This window comes from Pseudomonas bharatica CSV86, assembly GCF_000319305.2.
GTDB lineage: Bacteria > Pseudomonadota > Gammaproteobacteria > Pseudomonadales > Pseudomonadaceae > Aquipseudomonas > Aquipseudomonas bharatica.
Window position 1 is genome coordinate 899,793 of the sequence record NZ_AMWJ02000001.1, and the last position, 20,702, is coordinate 920,494.

The 20,702-nt window shown below is 67.4% G+C and carries 2 protein-coding genes; both read left to right on the plus strand.

Going from position 1 to position 20,702, the window contains the following annotated elements:
- The first annotated feature begins 93 nt into the window (after positions 1-93).
- Positions 94-18,618, plus strand: coding sequence for a non-ribosomal peptide synthase/polyketide synthase (locus CSV86_RS04250; RefSeq protein ID WP_170394377.1), 18,525 nt, complete (start codon positions 94-96; stop codon positions 18,616-18,618).
- Positions 18,513-20,666, plus strand: a complete 2,154-nt coding sequence (locus CSV86_RS32670) for a non-ribosomal peptide synthetase (protein ID WP_170394380.1) — start codon at positions 18,513-18,515, stop codon at positions 20,664-20,666. The genes CSV86_RS04250 and CSV86_RS32670 overlap by 106 nt, the downstream gene beginning before the upstream one ends.
- Positions 20,667-20,702: the final 36 nt, after the last annotated feature.

The window sequence follows — 20,702 nt, forward strand, 5'->3', positions numbered from 1 at the left end:
CAACGCGACAGCACGCGTCGGCTCGGCCGGCGCGTTTTCTTTTCGTCACCCGCCCCCTTTTTTGCCAAGCCCGAATTCAAGCAGGAACACTCCATGGACGCGTTCGAACTCCCCGTCACCCTGGCCCAGTCCCTCCAACGCCGTGCCGCGCAGACGCCGGATCGACTGGCCCTGCGCTTTCTGTCCGACGAACAGGACCAGGGCAGCGTGCTGACCTACCGTGATCTCGACCAGCGTGCCCGCACCATCGCTGCCGCCCTGCAAGGCCAGGCGCAAGCGGGCGACCGCGCCATCCTGCTGTTCCCCAGCGGCCCGGACTACGTCGCCGCCTTCTACGGCTGCCTGTATGCCGGCATCATCGCCGTTCCGGCCTATCCACCGGAGTCCAACCGCCGCCACCATCAGGAGCGCCTGCTGTCGATCATCGCCGACGCCGAGCCGGCCCTGGTGCTGACCGCCGCCGCGCTGCGCGACAGCCTGCTGGAAGTCGAAGCGCTGGCTGCCGAAGGCGCCCCGGCGCTGCTCTGCGTCGATACCCTGGAACACACCGACACCTGGGTCGCCCCGGAATTGACCGGCGACCATATCGCGTTCCTGCAATACACCTCCGGCTCCACCGCGTTGCCCAAGGGCGTGCAGGTCAGCCATGGCAACCTGGTCGCCAACGAACAGCTCATCCGTCACGGTTTCGGCATCGATATCAACCCGGACGACGTGATCGTCAGCTGGCTGCCGCTGTACCACGACATGGGCCTGATCGGCGGCCTTCTGCAGCCGATCTTCAGCGGCGTGCCCTGCGTGCTGATGTCCCCGGCCTATTTCCTGACCCGCCCGCTGCGCTGGCTCGAGGCGATCAGCGAGTACAAAGGCACCATCAGCGGCGGCCCGGACTTCGCCTACCAGTTGTGCGCCGCCCGGGTCAGCGAGACGGCCCTGGCCCGGCTCGACCTCAGCGGCTGGCGCGTCGCCTATTCCGGCTCCGAGCCGATCCGCCTTGATAGCCTGGAGGCCTTCGCCGAGAAGTTCGCCGCCTGCGGTTTCGACGCCAGCAGCTTCTTCGCGTCCTATGGCCTGGCCGAAGCCACTCTGTTCGTCGCCGGTGGCAAGCGCGGCCAGGGCATCCCGCACCTGCGCCTCGACGAGCAGGAGCTGGCGCGCAATATCGCCAGGGCGGGGCAGGGCAGCCCGGTGATGAGCTGCGGTACCAGCCAGCCGGAACACGCCGTGCTGATCGCCGATCCGCAAAGCCTGGACAGGCTTGACGAGAACCAGGTCGGTGAAGTCTGGGCCAGCGGCCCGAGCATCGCCCATGGCTACTGGCGCAACCCGCAAGCCACGGCGAAAACCTTCGTCCAGCACGACAGCCAGACCTGGCTGCGTACCGGCGATCTCGGCTTCATGCGCGACGGCGAGCTGTATATCACGGGGCGTCTCAAGGACATGCTGATCGTCCGCGGCCAGAATATTTATCCACAGGACATCGAGCAGACCATCGAGCGCGAGGTCGAGGTGGTGCGCAAGGGCCGGGTCGCTGCCTTCGCCGTCAACCAGGACGGTATCGAAGGCATCGGCATCGCTGCGGAAATCGGCCGCAGCGTGCAGAAGAACGTGCCCGCCGAAGACCTGATCCGTACCCTGCGCGAAACCGTCGCCGACGCTTATCAACAGGCTCCGGCCGTCGTCGTGCTGCTCAACCCGGGCGCACTGCCGAAGACGTCCAGCGGCAAGCTGCAACGCTCGGCCTGCCGCACCCGCCTGGCCGACGGCAGCCTCGACAGCTACGCGGTGTTCCCGCACATCGGTGCCAAGGCCAGCGACACCGCCCTGGCCCGGTCCAACCTCGGTGAACTGGTCGCGCGCACCTGGCGCGAACACCTGCAAGTGGACGACATTGCTGCCGACGACCATTTCTTCCTGCTCGGCGGCAACTCCATCCTCGCCACCCAAGTGATCGCCAGCCTGCGTGACGCCCTGGACATCGAGCTGAACCTGCGCCTGCTGTTCGAAGCGCCGACCCTGCAAGGCTTCGTCGCTGCCATCGAAGGCGCCCGGTCGGGGGCGCAAGCCCAGGACGGCATCGCCCGTCTGGCCGGTGACGAAGGCCTGCCCCAGTCTCTCGCCCAGAACCGCCTGTGGTTCACCTGGCAACTGGATCCGCAGAGTAGCGCCTACAACATCCCGGCCGGCCTCACCCTGCGCGGCGAGCTGGACGAAACCGCTCTGCGCAGTGCCTTCCAGCGCCTGGTCGAACGCCACGAATCCCTGCGCACGCGCTTCTACGAAGTGGACGGCGTGGCCCTGCAACGCATCGACCCTGCCGGCCAGTTCGACCTCCCGCGCATCGACCTCGGCGATCTCGACGAAGACGAGCGCCGCAGTCGTGCCCAGGCCATCCGCGAAGAACAGGCACGCCTGCCGTTCGACCTGGAAAACGGCCCGCTGCTGCGGGTGCAATTGCTCTGCCTGGACGAACAGGAACACCAGTTGCTGGTGACCCTGCACCACATCATTGCCGACGGCTGGTCGCTGAACGTGCTCATCGACGAGTTCTCGCGGCTCTACGCCGCCGCCGTTCAGGAGCAGCCGCTGACCCTGGAGCCCCTGCCGGTGCGCTACGCCGACTACGGCCAGTGGCAGCGCGAGTGGCTGGCCCGTGGTGAGGCCGAGCGCCAACTGGCCTACTGGCAAGAGCAGTTGGGCGACGAACACCCGAGCCTGAGCCTCGCCACCGATCACCCACGCTCCACCCGCCAGCAGCACAGTGCCTCGCGCTACAGCCTGCGCCTGAGCGCCGAGCAGAGCAAAGCCCTGAAGGCAGCGGCCCAGGGCAGCCAGTCCACGCCGTTCATGCTGTTGCTGAGCGCTTTCCAGGCCCTGTTGCACCGCTACAGCGGCCAGACCGATATCCGTATCGGCGTGCCCGGCGCCAACCGTCCGCGCCGGGAAACCCAGGGCCTGATCGGCTTCTTCATCAATACCCTGGTGCTGCGCGCCGAACTGGATTCGCGCCTGCCTTTCGCCGAGCTGCTGAAGCGTACCCGCCAAGCGGCACTGGAGGCCCAGGCCAACCAGGACCTGCCGTTCGATCAACTGGTCGAAGCCTTCCCGCAGGCCCGCGAGCAGGGCCTGTTCCAGGTCATGTTCAACCACCAGCAACGCGACCTCGGCGCCCTGCGTCGCCTGCCCGGCCTGCTCGCCGACGAACTGCCGTGGCACAGCCGCGAGGCCAAGTTCGACCTACAACTGCACAGCGAGGAAGACCGCAGCGGGCGCATCAACCTGTCCTTCGATTACGCCGACGAGCTGTTCGAGCGCGCCACCATCCAGCGCCTGGCCAAGCATTATGTGCGCCTGCTGGCCCAGGTCTGCACCTCCACCGAGATCGCCCTCGGTGACCTGCACCTGCTCGACGAAGCCGAACAGGCCCGTCAGGCCAGCTGGAGCGTCGCCCCGTGCACGCCAGCCAGCCGCTGGTTGCCGGAGCTGCTCAATGAACAGGCCCAGCGCAGCCCCGAGCGCACCGCGCTGGTGTGGGAGGGCGGCAGCCTGGATTTCGCCGGCCTGCATACCCAGGCCAACCGCCTAGCCAACTACCTGCGCGACAAGGGCGTCGGTCCGGACGTGAAGGTGGCGACCGCCGTCGAGCGCTCGCCGCAACTGCTGATCGGCCTGCTCGCTATCCTCAAGGCCGGCGGTGCCTATGTGCCGCTGGACCCTGACTACCCGAGCGAGCGCCTGGCCTGGATGCTGAGCGACAGCGGCGTGTCGCTGCTGTTGACCCAAAGCCATCTGCTCGGTGATATGCCCAATGCCGAAGGCGTCAGCGCCATCGCCCTCGACACCCTCAAGCTGGACAACTGGCCGAGCCATGCGCCGGGCCTGCACCTGCACGGCGACAACCTCGCCTATGTGATCTACACCTCCGGCTCCACCGGCCTGCCGAAAGGCGTCGGCAACACCCACGCGGCCCTGGCCGAGCGCCTGCAATGGATGCAGGCCACCTACCAGCTAGACGACAGCGACGTGCTGATGCAGAAGGCGCCGATCAGCTTCGACGTCTCGGTGTGGGAATGCTTCTGGCCGCTGATCACCGGTTGCCAGCTGGTGATTGCCGCACCGGGCGAGCACCGCGATCCGCATCGCATCGCCCAGTTGGTCCAGCAACACGGCGTGACCACGCTGCACTTCGTTCCGCCGTTGCTCCAGCTGTTTATCGACGAGCCGCTGACGGCCAACTGCACCAGCCTGCGCCGGGTATTTTCCGGGGGCGAGGCGCTGTCGGCCGAGCTGCGCAACCGCGTGCTGGCGCAACTGCCCGATGTGCAACTGCATAACCGCTACGGCCCGACCGAAACCGCGATCAACGTCACCCACTGGCATTGCCAGGCCAGCGATGGCGCTCGCTCGCCGATTGGCCGACCGCTGGGCAACGTCATCTGCCGGGTGCTCGACAGCGAACTGAATGCCCAGCCCGATGGCGTGGCCGGTGAGCTGTGCATCGGTGGCCTGGGTCTGGCCCGCGGTTATTTGGGCCGCGCTGCACTCACTGCCGAACGCTTCGTGCCGGATGCCGCCGGCGAGCCGGGCGCACGCCTGTACCGCACCGGCGACCGCGTGCGCTGGGCCGCCGATGGTGCGCTGGAGTACTTCGGCCGTCTCGATCATCAGGTCAAGCTGCGTGGCTTCCGCGTCGAACCGCAGGAAATCGAGGCCCGCCTGCTGGCGCTGGACGGTGTCGGCCAGGCGGCCGTGGTGGTGCGCCAGACCGTTGCCGGTCCGCAACTGGTCGGCTATTTCACCGCCGAGAAAACCGGGGAGGGCGAGGCCGCGCAGAGCGCCCGCCTGAAGGCCGAACTGGCCCTGGAACTGCCGGAGTACATGGTTCCGGCACAACTGGTGCGCATGGACGCGATGCCCCTGGGCCCGAGCGGCAAGCTGGACCGCCGCGCACTGCCCGAGCCGCACTGGCAGTCCCGCGAACATATCGAGCCGCAGACCGAACTGGAGCACCGCATCGCCGCCATCTGGCGCGAAGTGCTGGGCGTGCCGCAGGTCGGCCTGGCCGATGACTTCTTCGAACTGGGCGGGCACTCGCTGCTGGCGACCCAGATCATTTCCCGCGTGCGCCAGGCCTGCGACGTCGAACTGCCGCTGCGGGTGCTGTTCGACCACCGCGAGCTGGGCGCCTTCGCCGAGCAGATCGCTGCGCTGCAGGCCGCTGGCGCACGCAACAGCCAGCAGGCCATCGGCAAGGTCGATCGCAGCCAGCCGGTGCCGCTGTCCTACTCGCAGCAGCGCATGTGGTTCCTCTGGCAGATGGAGCCGGACAGCCCCGCCTATAACGTCGGCGGCATGGCACGGCTCAGCGGCGCCTTCGATATCGGCTGCTTCGAAGCGGCCCTGCAGGCGCTGATCCTGCGCCACGAAACCCTGCGCACCACCTTCCCCAGCGTCAATGGCGTGGCCTGCCAGAAGGTTTCCGAAGAGACCGGCGTGGCCATGCAGTGGCTGGATATTTCCGCGCTGCCCGCCGCCGAGCGCCAGGTACGCCTGCAAGCCTTCGCCGACAGCGAAGCGCACAAGCCCTTCGACCTGGAAACCGGCCCGCTGCTGCGTGCCTGCCTGGTCAAGGCCGGCGAGCAGGAGCACTACTTCGTGCTGACCCTGCACCATATCGTCACCGAAGGCTGGGCGATGGATATCTTCGCCCGCGAGCTGGGCCTGCTCTACGAGGCCTTCCTCGACGGCAAGCCGTCGCCGCTGGAACCGCTGGCGGTGCAGTACCTCGACTACAGCGTGTGGCAGCGCCAGTGGCTGGAATCCGGCGAGCGCCAGCGCCAGCTGGACTACTGGACGGCCCAACTGGGCAAGGAACACCCGCTGCTGGAACTGCCCGGCGACCGTCCGCGTCCTGCCGTACAGAGCCATCAGGGCGAACTGCTGCGCTTCGATCTCAGCGATGACCTGGCCGGCCGCGTGCGCGCCTTCAACGCGAAGAATGGCCTGACCCTGTTCATGACCATGACCGCCGCCCTGGCCATGCTGCTCTACCGCTACAGCGGCCAGACCGACCTGCGCATCGGCGCGCCGGTGGCCAACCGCATCCGTCCGGAAAGCGAAGGGCTGATCGGCGCCTTCCTCAACACCCAGGTGCTGCGCGTGCAGCTCGACGGGCAGATGCGCGTCGGTGAGTTGATCGAACAGGTGCGCCAGACCGTGATCGACGGCCAGTCCCACCAGGACCTGCCGTTCGATCACCTGGTGGAAGCCCTGCAGCCGCCGCGCAGCGCGGCCTGGAACCCGCTGTTCCAGGTGATGTGCAACGTGCAGCGCTGGGAATTCCAGCAAAGCCGCGAGTTGGCCGGGATGACCGTCGAGTACCTGGTCAACGACGCCCGTGCCACCAAGTTCGACCTCAACCTCGAAGTCACCGAGCTTGACCACCGCCTGGGCTGCTGCCTGACCTACAGCACCGACCTGTTCGACGAGCCGCGCATCGCCCGTATGGCTGCGCACTGGCGCAACCTGCTGGAAGCCCTGCTGGCCGATCCGCAACAGCGCCTGGCCGAGCTGCCGTTGCTGGCCGACGACGAGCGCCAGCGGCTGCTCGACAGCCTCGGCGTGGAGCCTGGCGAGCAGCGTCTCGACCAGTGCATCCACAGCCTGTTCAGCGCGCGGGCCAAGGCCGCGCCGCACGCCGGCGCATTGACCTTCCGTGGCCAGACCCTCAGCTACGCCGAGCTGGATGCCCGGGCCAACCGCCTGGCCTGGATGCTCCGCGAGCAAGGCGTCGGCCCGCAGGTACGGGTCGGCCTGGCGCTGGAGCGGTCGCTGGAAATGGTCATCGGCCTGCTGGCGATCCTCAAGGCCGGCGGCGCCTATGTGCCGCTGGACCCGGAATACCCGCTGGAACGCCTGCACTACATGATCCGCGACAGCGGCGTGCGCCTGCTGCTCAGCGACACCAGGTTGCTCGAAGCCCTCGGCGAACTGCCGGAAGGCGTGGCGCGCTGGAGCCTGGAGGACGACCTGGCGAAACTGGCCGCTTACCCGGACAGCGAACCGCCGTTCATCAGCCTGCCGCAGCACCAGGCCTACCTGATCTACACCTCCGGCTCCACCGGCCTGCCGAAGGGCGTGGTGGTCAGCCACGGTGAAATCGCCATGCACTGCCAGGCGGTGATCAAGCGCTTCGACATGCGCCCGAGCGACTGCGAGCTGCATTTCTATTCGATCAACTTCGACGCCGCCACCGAGCGTCTGCTGGTACCGCTGCTGAGCGGTGCACGGGTGGTGCTGCGTGCCCAGGGCCAATGGGATGCCGAGGAAATCTGTGCGCTGATCCGCGAGCAGGGGGTGAACATCCTCGGCTTTACCCCGAGCTATGGCAGCCAGTTGGCGCAGTGGCTGGCGACCCGGCAACAGCGTTTGCCGGTACGCATGTGCATCACCGGCGGCGAAGCCCTGACCGGCGAACACCTGCAACGCATTCGCGCGGCCTTTGCCCCGGAGCTGTTCTTCAATGCCTACGGCCCCACCGAAACCGTGGTCATGCCCCTGGCCTGCCTGGCGCCGGCCGAGCTGGAGGAGGGCCAGGCCAGCGTGCCGATCGGCAGCGTGGTCGGGGCGCGGGTCGCCTATATCCTCGATACCGACCTGGCCCTGGTGCCGCAGGGCGCCACGGGTGAGCTGTATGTCGGCGGCGCGGGGCTGGCGGTGGGTTATCACGAGCGTGCCGGCCTCACCGCCGAGCGCTTCGTCGCCGATCCGTTCGCCACTGACGGCGGCCGCCTGTACCGTACCGGCGACCTTGTGCGCCAGCGTGCCGACGGGCTGGTGGAATACATCGGCCGGGTCGACCACCAGGTGAAGATCCGTGGCTTCCGTATCGAACTGGGCGAGATCGAAAGCCGCCTGCTGGAGCATGCCGCCATCCGCGAAGCGGTGGTGCTGGCGCTGGATACGCCGGCGGGCAAGCAACTGGCCGGTTACCTGGCCAGCGATGTGGCCAATCAGGATGAAGCACAGCAGGCCCGCCTGCGTGACGAACTGAAGGCCGCGCTCAAGGCGCAACTGCCGGACTACATGGTCCCGGCCCACCTGGTCCTGCTCGATGCCATGCCGCTGACCGCCAACGGCAAGCTCGACCGCCGCGCTTTGCCGATGCCGGATCCGGAGCTGAACCGCCAGCACTACATGGCGCCTACCAGCGAGCTGGAACAGCGCCTGGCGCGGATCTGGGGCGAGGTGCTGAACGTCGCCCGGGTCGGCCTCAACGACAACTTCTTCGAGCTGGGTGGCGACTCGATCCTGTCGATCCAGGTGGTCAGCCGTGGCCGTGCCGCGGGTATCCATTTCACCCCGCGCGACCTGTTCCAACACCAGACCGTGCAGGCCCTGGCCGCCGTCGCGACCACTCGCGAAGTGGTCAGTGCCGAGCAGGGGCAACTGACCGGTGCTTCGGCACTCACGCCGATCCAGCACTGGTTCTTCGAAACCCCGATCGCCAACCGGCAGCACTGGAACCAGGCGGTCCTGCTGGAGCCGACCCAGGTGCTCGATGCCGTGCAACTGGAACAGGCGCTGAAGGCCCTGCAACAGCAGCATGACGCCCTGCGCCTTGGCTTCCGCGAGCAGGATGGCGCCTGGCAGGCGGCCTTCCGCGACGGCGACGACAGCCTGCTGCGGGTCGCCCGGGTCAGTGACATGGCCCAGTGCACCGCGCTCTACGACGAAGCCCAGCGCAGCCTCGACCTGCAACAGGGCCCGCTGCTGCGTGCTCTGCTGGTCAGTGGCCCACAAGGCGAACAGCGCCTGCTGCTGGCGATCCATCATCTGGTGGTGGATGGCGTGTCCTGGCGTGTGCTGCTGGAAGACCTGCAGAACGCCTACCGGCAACAGCCGCTGCCGGCCAAGACCAGCGCCCTGCGCGACTGGGCCGAGCGCCTGACCGCCCATGCCGCCAGCGATTCGCTGCGCGACGAGCGCGACTGGTGGCAGGCCCACCTGGGTAGCGATGCCATGCCGCTGCCGGGCACCGACCAGGCCGGTGGCCAGGAAAACCGCCATGCCGCCAGCGTTAGCGTACGCCTGGATGCCCAGCGCACCCGCCAGCTGCTGCAACAGGCGCCAAGCGCCTACCGCACCCAGGTCAACGACCTGCTGCTGACCGCCCTGGCCCGTGTGCTCTGCCAGTGGACCGAGCAGCCGTCGGCGCTGGTCCAGCTGGAAGGCCATGGCCGCGAAAGCCTGTTCGACGGGATCGACCTGACCCGCAGCGTCGGCTGGTTCACCAGCGCCTATCCGCTGCGCCTGATTCCGGCGGCCGACCTGTCCGGCTCGATCAAGGCGATCAAGGAACAACTGCGTGCGGTGCCGCACAAGGGCCTCGGCTACGGCGTGCTGCGCTACCTCGGCGACGCCGACAGCCGCAGCGCGATGCAGGCACTGCCGGTGGCACCGGTGACCTTCAACTACCTCGGCCAGTTCGACCAGAGCTTCGCCAGCGATGCGTTGTTCCGCCCGCTGGAAGAGCCCGCCGGCACCGCCCATGACCCGCAGGCGCCGCTGCCCAACGAGCTGAGCATCGATGCCCAGGTCTACGGCGGCGAGCTGGTCCTGCGCTGGACCTTCAGCGCCGAGCGTCACCAGCAGGCGACCATCGAAGCCATCGCCGAGGCTTACCTGGCCCAGGTGCAGGCGCTGGTCGAGCACTGCCTGGACGAAGGCAGCGGCGGCCTGACCCCGTCCGACTTCCCCCTGGCGCGCCTGACCCAGGCCGAGCTGGACGCGCTGCCGGTGCCGGCGGCACGGATCGAGGATGTCTACCCGCTGACCCCGATGCAGGAGGGCATGCTCCTGCATACCCTGCTGGAACCGGGCACCGGCCTGTACTACATGCAGGACCGCTACCGCATCGACAGCGCCCTCGACCCCGAGCGCTTCACCCGCGCCTGGCAGGCCGTGGTGGCCCGCCATGAAGCACTGCGCGCCTCCTTCTGCTGGGATATCGGCGAAGGCATGCTCCAGGTTATCCACAAGCCGGGCGATACCCCGGTGGACTACCTCGACTGGCGCGGCATTCCTGCCGACCAGCAGGAAGCGCAACTGCAAGCCCTGCACAAGCGCGAGCGCGAGGCCGGCTTCGATCTGCTGCACCAGGCGCCGTTCCACCTGCGCCTGATCCGCGTCGGCGAGGCCAGCTACTGGTTCATGATGAGCAACCACCACATCCTCATCGATGCCTGGTGCCGTTCGCTGCTGATGAACGACTTCTTCGACCTGTACATGGCCCTTGGCGAAGGCCGCGAGGCGCAACTGCCGCCGGCACCGCGCTACCGCGACTATATCGGCTGGCTGCAACAGCGCGGCCTGGAGCAGGCCCGGGACTGGTGGCGGGCCAACCTGCGCGGTTTCGAGCGGCCGACGCCGATTCCTAGCGACCGTCCGTACCTGCGCGAGCATGCCGGCGAAAGCGGCGGCATGGTGGTGGGCGATGTCTACACCCGCCTCGACGAAAGCGACGGCGCCCGCCTGCGCGAGCTGGCGCAGCAGCACCAGCTCACCGTCAACACCTTCGCCCAGGCCGCCTGGGCCCTGACCCTGCGCCGCCTGAGCGGCGAGCGCGACGTGCTGTTCGGCGTCACCGTGGCCGGGCGCCCGGTGGATATGCCGCAGATGCAGCGCACCGTCGGCCTGTTCATCAACACCATCGCCCTGCGTGTCGGTTTGCCCGGCGATGGCGAGCGCCAGAGCGTGCGCCAGTGGTTGAACGGGCTGCTCGACAGCAACATGCAATTGCGCGAGTACGAATATCTGCCGCTGGTGAATATCCAGGAGCTCAGCGAGCTGCCCAAGGGCCTGCCGCTGTTCGACAGCCTGTTCGTGTTCGAGAACGCGCCGGTGGAAGTCTCGGTGCTGGACCGTGCACAAAGCTTGAACGCCACCTCGGATTCCGGCCGCACCCACACCAACTATCCGCTGACTGCCGTGTGCTACCCGGGCGATGACCTTGGCCTGCACCTGTCCTACGACCAGCGCTATTTCGACCAGAGCACCGTCGAAGGCATGCTGGCGGAATTCAAGCGCCTGCTGCTGGCGCTGGTGGAAGGCTTCCACGGCGATATGGCGGCGCTGCCGCTGCTGGGTGACGATGAGCGCGAGTTCCTGACCCGCGGCGTCAACCAGAGCGCCCGCGAGTACCCACTGGAGCGCAGTTATGTGGCGCAGTTCGAGGAACGGGTTGCGGCCCATCCCGAGCGGATTGCGGTCAGCTATCTGAACCAGCGCATCAGTTACAACGCATTGAACGAGGCCGCCAACCGCCTGGGCCATGCCCTGATCGCGGCAGGCGCCGGCTTCGACCAGCCGATCGCCCTGTTGGCCGAACGCGGCCCGGATCTGCTGGGCATGATCATCGGCAGCTTCAAGGCCGGCGCAGGTTACCTGCCGCTGGACCCGGCATTGCCGAACCAGCGCCTGAGCGGCGTTATCGGGCAGAGCAGGGCGCCGGTGCTGGTATGCAGTGTCGCCTGCGAAGCCCAGGCTCGTGAGCTGCTGATCGGCAATGAAGCGGTGCAACTGCTGGTCTGGGAACAGGTCCAGCAAAGCGCCGAAATCACCAATCCCGGTCGCTACAGCAGCCCGGACAACCTGGCCTACGTGATCTTCACTTCCGGCTCCACCGGCCTGCCGAAAGGCGTGATGGTCGAACAGCGCGGCATGCTCAACAACCAGCTGAGCAAGGTCCCGTACCTGGACCTGAGTGACAAGGACGTGATCGCCCAGACCGCCTCGCAGAGCTTCGATATTTCCGTCTGGCAGTTCCTCGCCGCACCGCTGTTCGGTGCCCGGGTGGACATCGTGCCGAACGATATCGCCCGTGATCCGCAGGCCTTGCTGGCGCACGTTCAGCAGCAAGGCATCAGCGTGCTGGAAAGCGTGCCGTCGCTGATCCAGGGCCTGCTGGCCGAGGAGCGCGTCAGCCTCGACGGCCTGCGCTGGATGCTGCCGACCGGTGAAGCCATGCCGCCGGAACTGGCGCGCCAGTGGCTGCTGCGTTATCCACAAATCGGACTGGTGAATGCCTACGGTCCGGCCGAATGCTCGGACGACGTGGCCTTCTTCCGCGTCGATCTGGCGTCCACCGAAAGCACCTACCTGCCCATCGGTACCCCGACCGACAACAACCTGATCTACCTGCTGGACGATGCGCTGGAACTGGTCCCTATCGGCGCCGTAGGCGAGCTGTGCGTCGCCGGTACCGGCGTCGGCCGCGGTTATGTCGGCGATGTTCGGCGCACCGTCCCGGTGTTCGTACCGAATCCGTTCGGCGCCCCGGGCGAGCGCCTGTACCGTACCGGCGACCTGGCCCGCCGTCGTGCCGATGGCGTGCTGGAATACGTCGGCCGTGCCGACCACCAGGTAAAGATCCGCGGCTACCGCATCGAACTGGGCGAGATCGAAGCGCGCCTGCTGGAGCATCCGGCGATCCGCGAAACCGTGGTGCTCGATATCGACGGCCCACAGGGCAAGCAGCTCGCCGCCTATGTGGTCACCCGCAGCGCGCTGGATGTCGATCAGCTCAAGGCTTCGCTAAAAACCAGCCTGCCGGACTACATGGTTCCGACCCACATCGTGCAGTTGCCGGCCATGCCGCTGACGCCGAACGGCAAGCTCGACCGCAAGGCCCTGCCGCAGCCCGATACCAGCCTGTCGCAGACGGCCTATGTCGCGCCTGAAACCGAGCTGGAGCAGCAACTGGCAGCGATCTGGGCCGAAGTGCTGAAGATCGAACGGGTCGGTCTCGACGACAGCTTCTTCGAGCTGGGCGGGCACTCGCTGCTGGCGACCCAGGTGATCTCCCGGGTTCGCCAGGGCCTGAAGATCGAGCTGGCCTTGCGTAGCCTGTTCGAGGCCCGTGACCTGCGCGGTTTCGCTCGTCAGGTCGCCGCCGCCGAAAGCAGCCAGCAACAGGCGATCACCCCGGCCGACCGCAGCCGGCCGCTGGCGCTGTCCTATGCCCAGCAACGCCAGTGGTTCCTCTGGCAACTGGAACCGCAGAGCGCCGCCTACAACATGCCGGCCGCCCTGCGCCTGCGCGGCGCGCTGGATATCGCTGCGCTGGAGCTGAGTTTCGAAAGCCTGGTCGCCCGCCACGAAACCTTGCGCACCACCTTCCGCCAGGACGGTGCCCAGGCCGTGCAGGTCATCCATGCCCCGGCACCGTTCGTGCTGGAAGCGGAACAGTTGCCGGCGTCCGGGCTGCCCCGTGAGGAACAGGTGCGCCTGTTCATCGAGGCCGAGACCCTGCGCCCGTTCGATCTGGAACAGGGGCCGTTGCTGCGCGTGCGCCTGCTGCACCTGGGCGCTGATGAACATGTGCTGGTGCTGGTCCAGCACCATATCGTCACCGACGGTTGGTCGATGCCGATCATGGTCGATGAACTGATGCGCCTGTACGCCGGCTACAGCCAGGGCGAGGCAGTGCGCCTGGCGCCGCTGGCGATCCAGTATGCCGACTACGCGCTGTGGCAACGTGAATGGCTGGAGGCGGGCGAGAAAGCCCGGCAACTCGCCTACTGGACCGCACAACTGGGCGGCGAACAACCGGTGCTGGAACTGCCGACCGACCATCCGCGGCCGCCGGTACAGAGCACTGCCGGCGCGCAGTTCAGCTTCAGCCTCGACCCGCAACTGGCGGCCGCACTGAAAACGCTGGCGCAAGGGCAGGGCGTAACCCTGTTCATGCTGTTGCTGGCCTCGTTCCAGACCCTGCTGCACCGCTACTCGGGCCAAGGCGATGTACGCGTCGGCGTGCCGATCGCCAACCGCAACCGCGCCGAAACCGAGCCGTTGATCGGCTTCTTCGTCAACACCCAGGTGCTCAAGGCCGAGCTGGATTCCCAGACCCGCGTCGTCGAGCTGCTGCAACAGGTCAAGCGCCATGCCCTGGAAGCCCAGGCCCATCAGGACCTGCCGTTCGAGCAACTGGTGGAAGCCCTGCAACCGGAGCGTGACTTGAGCCGCAGCCCGCTGTTCCAGGTGATGTACAACCACCAGAGCGAAGTTGCACGACTGGTGCCGCAACTGGCCGGCCTGCAACTGGAAGCGGTGCCGTCCGATAAGCACACCGCGCAGTTCGACCTGATGCTGCACACCGTGGAGCACAGCGACGGCCTGAGCGCCTCGCTGACCTACGCCACCGCCTTGTTCGAAGCCGACACCATCGCGCGCATGGCCGGGCACTGGCAGCAATTGCTGCGCTCGATCAGCGCCGATGTGCAGCAACGCATCGGTGAGCTGGCCCTGCTCGATGCGAACGCCCAGCGCCGTATCGTCCAGCAGTGGAACGCCACCGCCGCGCCGTTCCCCGGCGATACCGGCATCCACCACCTGTTCGAAGCCCAGGTGGCGAAGACTCCGGACGCCCCGGCGCTGGTCTTCGCCGGCCAGCAACTGAGCTACGCCCAGCTCAACCGCCGGGCCAACCAGCTGGCGCACAAGCTGCGCGAACTGGGGGCGCGTCCGGATGCGCTGATCGGCCTCGCCGTGGAACGCAGCCTGGAAATGGTCATCGGCCTGCTGGCGATCATGAAGTCCGGCGGCGCCTATGTGCCGCTCGATCCGGATTACCCGAGCGACCGCCTGGCCTACATGATCGAGGACAGCGGCGTTGAACTGCTGCTGACCCAGCAAGCCCTGGTGGAGCGCCTGCCGATCCCGGGCCATGTGCGGTCCCTGAGCCTCGATCGCCTGTCGCTGGAGCATTACAGCGACGCCAACCCGATTCCGGTGAGCCTGGCCGACAACCTCGCCTATGTGATCTACACCTCGGGCTCCACCGGCAAGCCGAAAGGCGCCGGCAACAGCCATCGCGCGGTGATCAACCGCCTGCACTGGGGGCAGAAGGCCTATGGGCTGGAGGCCAGCGACACGGTGCTGCAGAAGACCCCGTTCAGCTTCGACGTCTCGGGCTGGGAGTTCTACTGGCCGCTGCTATGCGGCGCGCGCCTGGCGGTGGCCCTGCCGGGCGACCACCGTGACCCGGACCGGCTGCTGGCAACCATCCGCCAGTACGGCGTCACCACCGTGCATTTCGTGCCGTCCATGCTCCAGGCCTTCATGACCCACGAGGACGTCGAGACCTGCACCAGCCTGCGCCGGGTGATGTGCAGCGGCGAGGCGCTGCCGGTGGAACTGGCGGCCCAGGTACTCAAGCGCCTGCCCCATGCCGGCCTGCACAACCTGTACGGGCCGACCGAGGCGGCGATCGAGGTCACCCACTGGACCTGCAGCCTCGATGACCTGAACGTGCCGATCGGCCATCCGATCGACAACATCAAGACCCACATCCTCGAGGACGGCCTGCTGCCGGCCGCGCCGGGTTGCGCTGCCGAGCTGTACCTGGGCGGCGTCGGCCTGGCCCGGGGTTACCACAAGCGTCCGGCGCTGACCGCCGAGCGCTTCGTGCCCGATCCATTCTCCAGCGACGGCGGCCGCCTGTACCGCACCGGTGACCTTGCCCGCTATCGCGGCGAAGGCATCGTCGAATACGCCGGGCGTATCGACCACCAGGTGAAGATCCGCGGCCTGCGTATCGAACTGGGCGAGATCGATGCACGGTTGCAGGAACACCCGGCGGTGCGCGAGGCCAGCGTCATCGATATCGACGGCGCCAACGGCAAGCAACTGGCGGCCTACCTGGTTGCCCGCGATCCGCAGCAGAACACCGACGAGCTCAAGGAAATCCTCAAGGCCCACCTCAAGGTGCACCTGCCGGAATTCATGGTACCGAGCCACTTCCTCTGGCTGGAGCGCATGCCGGTGAACGCCAACGGCAAGCTTGATCGCCGAGCGCTGCCTAAACCCGACCTGAGCCAGAACGCTTCGTCCGGCGTGGCCCCGAGCACTCCGCTCGAGGCGGAACTGGCGGCCATCTGGCGCGACGTGCTGAAGCTGGAACAGGTCGGCGTGACCGACAACTTCTTCGAGCTGGGCGGCGACTCGATCATCTCCATCCAGGTGGTCAGCCGTGCGCGGCAGGCGGGGATCCTGTTCACCGCCAAGGACCTGTTCCAGCGCCAGACCATCCAGGGCATCGCCCAGGTGGCCAGCCGCGCGCCGGCGGTGCGCATCGAGCAGGGCACCCTGAGCGGGCCGACGCCGTTGCTGCCGATCCAGCAGCGCTTCTTCGCCAGCCGGGTTCCCGAGCGTCATCACTGGAACCAGTCGGTGCTGTTCACCCCGACCGTCGCGCTGGAGGCAGGACGCCTGGAGGCTGCGCTGCAACGCCTGGTGGCGCATCACGATGCGCTGCGCCTGAGTTTCGTCGACGCGCGCGCCAGCTTCCGCGATGCGGTCAGCGGTGAACTGCTGTGGGTGCGCGATGTGGAGTCTCGCGAGGGGCTGCGTGCCCTGTGCGATGCAGCGCAGCGCAGCCTGAACCTGGTCGAGGGCCCGCTGTTGCGCGGCCTGTTGGTGAACCTGCCGGAGGGCGAACAACGCCTGCTGCTGGTGATCCATCACCTGGCGGTGGATGGCGTGTCCTGGCGCATCCTGCTGGAAGACCTGCAGGCGGCCTATAACGGCACCGCACTGGCGGACAAGACCCATTCGGTGAAGGTCTGGGCCGAGCAGTTGCAAGCCTGGGCCGCCACGCCGCAACTGGCCGCCGAACTGGGCTGGTGGCAGGCGCAGTTGCAAGGCGCCAGCGACGAACTGCCGCTGGACCACGCCGACGGCGGTCGCCAGCACCAGCATGAAGTCACCGTCAGCAGCCGCCTCGATGCCGGCCTTACCCGGCAACTGTTGCAGCAGGCTCCGGCGGCTTATCGCACGCAGATCAACGATCTGCTGCTGACCGCCCTGGCCCGGGTGATCGGCCGCTGGACCGGGCGCAGCGACACCCTGGTACGCCTGGAAGGCCACGGGCGTGAAGAGCTGTTCGAGGGCATCGACACCCACCGCACCGTCGGCTGGTTCACCAGCCTGTACCCGGTCAGGCTCAGTGCCGCCGACGACCTTGCTACGTCGTTGAAGACCATCAAGGAGCAGTTGCGCGCAGTGCCGCACAAGGGCCTGGGCTACGGTGTGCTGCGCTGGCTCGGCGACGAGCGGGCGCAACGCACCCTGGCGGCGCTGCCCCAGGGCGAGATCGTGTTCAACTACCTTGGCCAGCTGGACGGCAGTTTCGCCGCCGACGACGCGTTGCTGGCGCCATCCGGCGAAGGCAGTGGCCAGGGCCAGGGCGACGAAGCACCGCTGGAGAGCCTGCTGGCGATCAACGGGCAGGTACTCGACGGCCAGTTGGAAATGCTCTGGAGCTTCAGCGGCGAACTGTTCGAACGCAGCACGGTGCAAGGGCTGGCCGACGCCTACGCCAGCGAACTGCGCCTGCTGATCGAGCACTGCCTGTCGGCCAATGCCGGTGGGGCGACGCCGTCGGACTTCCCCCTGGCCGGCCTCGACCAGCGCCAGCTCGACAGCCTGCCGCTGCCGGCGGCGCAGATCGCCGATATCTACCCGTTGTCGCCGATGCAGCAGGGCATGCTGTTCCACAGCCTGTACGAGCAGGACAAGGCCAGCTACGTCAACCAGATGCGCGCCGAAGTGCGCGGTATCGAGGTCGAGCGGTTCATCGCCGCCTGGCAGGCCGTGGTGGATAACCACGAGGTGCTGCGGGCCAGCTTCGTCAGCAGTTTCGGTCAGCCGTTGCAGTTGATCCGCAAGCGACTGGCGGTGCCGTTCGAACTGCAGGACTGGCGCGGGCGCAAGGACGTCGAAGCCGCACTGGTCGAGTTCGCCGAAGCCGATCGCCAGCGCGGTTTCGATCTGCAACACGACGCCCTGTTGCGCCTGAGCCTGCTGCACACCGACGAGGGCGTGCATCAACTGGTCTTCACCTGTCACCACATCCTGCTGGATGGCTGGAGCAGCTCGCGGATGTTCGGCGAGGTGCTCCAGCGTTATCACGGCGAGGTGGTGCCGGCGGCCAGCGGTCGCTACCAGGACTATATCCACTGGCTGCAACGCCAGGACGTGGCGCTGGCCGAGCACTTCTGGCGCGGCCAACTGGCCGAGCTGGAAGCACCGACTCGCCTGGCACCGTGCTTCCGCGCAGCGGGGCAGGGTCATGGCGAGCTGCGCCACGACTTTGCCGTCGAGGTGAGCGCGCAACTGGGCGAGTTCGCCCGGGACCAGCGCGTCACCCTCAACACCCTGTTGCAGGCGACCTGGATGCTCCTGCTGCAACGCTATACCGGGCAGGCCACGGTCACCTTCGGCGCCACGGTGGCGGGGCGTCCGGCGGACCTGCCGGGCGTCGAGGAACAGCTCGGCCTGTTCATCAACACCCTGCCGGTGGTCGGCAGCCCGCGTGCCGAGCAGCGCGTCGAGGACTGGGTGCAGGAAGTCCAGGCGCTCAACCTGGTACTGCGCGAGCACGAGCACACCCCGCTCTACGAGGTGCAGCGCTGGGCCGGCTGGGGGGCGAGGCGCTGTTCGACTCGATCATGGTGTTCGAGAACTACCCGATCGCCGAGGCCCTGCAACAGGCTTCGCCGCGTTCGCCAAGCTTCGCCAAGGTGGTCAACCAGGAGCAGACCCACTATCCGCTGACCCTGGCGGTGGAGGCGGGCGAGCACTTGTCGCTGGCGGTAGGCTATGACCTGGCGCACTTCGATCGGGCCGCCATCGAACAACTGCTGCGGCACTTCGAGCACCTGCTGCTGACCCTGGCTGCCGACAGCCAGGCGCTGCTCGGCGAACTGTCGCTGCTCGACGAGAGCGAGCGCCAGCACCTGCTGCATGACTGGAACGCCACGGCCACCGACTACAGCGAAGCCTGCATCCACGAGCTGATCGAACAGCAGGTCCAGGCCACGCCGGACGCTGCCGCGCTGATCCTCGGCGAGCTGCAACTGAGCTATGCCGAACTGGATCGCCAGGCCAACCGTCTGGCCCATCGCCTGCGTGACCTGGGTGTCGGCCCGGATGTGCTGGTGGGGATTTCCCTGGAGCGCAGCCTGGAAATGGTGGTCGGCCTGCTGGCGATCCTCAAGGCCGGCGGTGCCTATGTGCCGCTGGACCCGGCCTACCCGCGCGAGCGTCTGGACTACATGGTTCGCGACAGTGGGATCCGCCTGCTGCTGACCCAGTCGTCGTTGCTCGCCGACCTGCCGATCAACGACGGCCTGACCAGCCTGAGCCTCGACGAACTGATCGACTGGCAGGACCTCGCCGAGGCCGCGCCGCCGTCGGTGCCGGTGAATGCCGACAACCTCGCCTACGTGATCTACACCTCCGGCTCCACCGGCCGGCCGAAAGGCGTGGAAATCCGCCATGGCGCCCTGACCAACCACATGCTGTGGATGCAGGACGAGCTGCAACTGCTACCGAGCGACCGCGTCCTGCAGAAGACCGCCTTCAGCTTCGACGCCTCGGTGTGGGAATTCTGGCTGCCGCTGCTCAACGGTGCGCAACTGGTCCTGGCCAGCCCGGCGCTGAACGATGACCTGACCCTGCTGTGGCGCGAAGTGGCCGGCCAGGCTATCAGCATCCTGCAACTGGCGCCGTCGGTTCTTCAGGCGCTGCTGCCGGAAGTGCGTGCAGGTCAGCTGGATTCGCTGCGGACCCTGGCCTTCGGTGGCGAGGCCCTGAGTGCGGCGTTGGTCGGGCAGTTGCGCGAACAGTGGGGCGGCCAGGTCTACAACCTGTATGGCCCGACCGAGGCGACCATCGATACCAGCAGCCTGCTGATCGACGGCCCGCTGGACACCGCGATCGCCGCCATCGGCAGGCCGATCAGCAACGTGCGCACCTATGTCCTCGATAGCAACCTGCAGCCGTGTCCGGTGGGCAGTGCCGGCGAGTTGTATGTCGGCGGCGGCTCCCTGGCGCGGGGTTACCACCAGCGTCCGGACCTGAGCGCCGAGCGCTTCGTGCCGGATCCGTTCACCCCGGGCGCACGCCTGTATCGCACCGGCGACCTGGTGCGCTACCGCGCCGATGGCGTTATCGACTACCTGGGGCGGATCGACCATCAGGTGAAGATCCGCGGCCTGCGTATCGAACTGGGCGAGATCGAGGCGCTGCTGCTGCGTTTGCCAACGGTGCGCGAGGCGGTGGTGCTGCCGCGGGAAAGCGCCAACGGCACGCAATTGGTGGCCTGGATAGTGGCGGAGCAGGGTGTGGTGACGGGCGACGAGCTTGTCCACGAACTGAAGGGACTTCTGGCCCATGACCTGCCGGGCTTCATGGTGCCGACGCAGTGGCTGTTCCTGGAACGGTTGCCGCTCACGCCGAACGGCAAGCTCGATCGCCGGGCCCTGCCGCAGCCGGACATCGGCCACGCCCACGCCGCCTACGTGGCGCCGCAGGGCGAGCTGGAAGAGCAGCTCGCGGCGATCTGGGCCGAGGTGCTCAAGGTGGACAGGGTGGGCATGAGCGACGACTTCTTCGAACTGGGCGGGCACTCGTTGCTGGCGACGCAGATCGTCAGCCGCGTGCAGAAGGAACTGGGTCACCACGTGCCGCTGCGCGCCATGTTCGAGCTGAACACCTTGCAGGCCCTGGCGGCCTACATCGAAGGCCAGCAGGACAAGCGCATCGACGAGGCCAAGGTGGATCGCCTGTCGGACCTGATGGCCGAGCTGGAGGCCCTGTAAAAACGGACCCTGTGGGAGCGGGTTCACCCGCGATGA

Coding starts and splice junctions, on each gene's coding strand:
- CSV86_RS04250 (WP_170394377.1), top strand. CDS start 94: ATGGACGCGTTCGAACTCCCCGTCACCCTGGCCCAGTCCCTCCAACGC.
- CSV86_RS32670 (WP_170394380.1), top strand. CDS start 18,513: ATGGTGTTCGAGAACTACCCGATCGCCGAGGCCCTGCAACAGGCTTCG.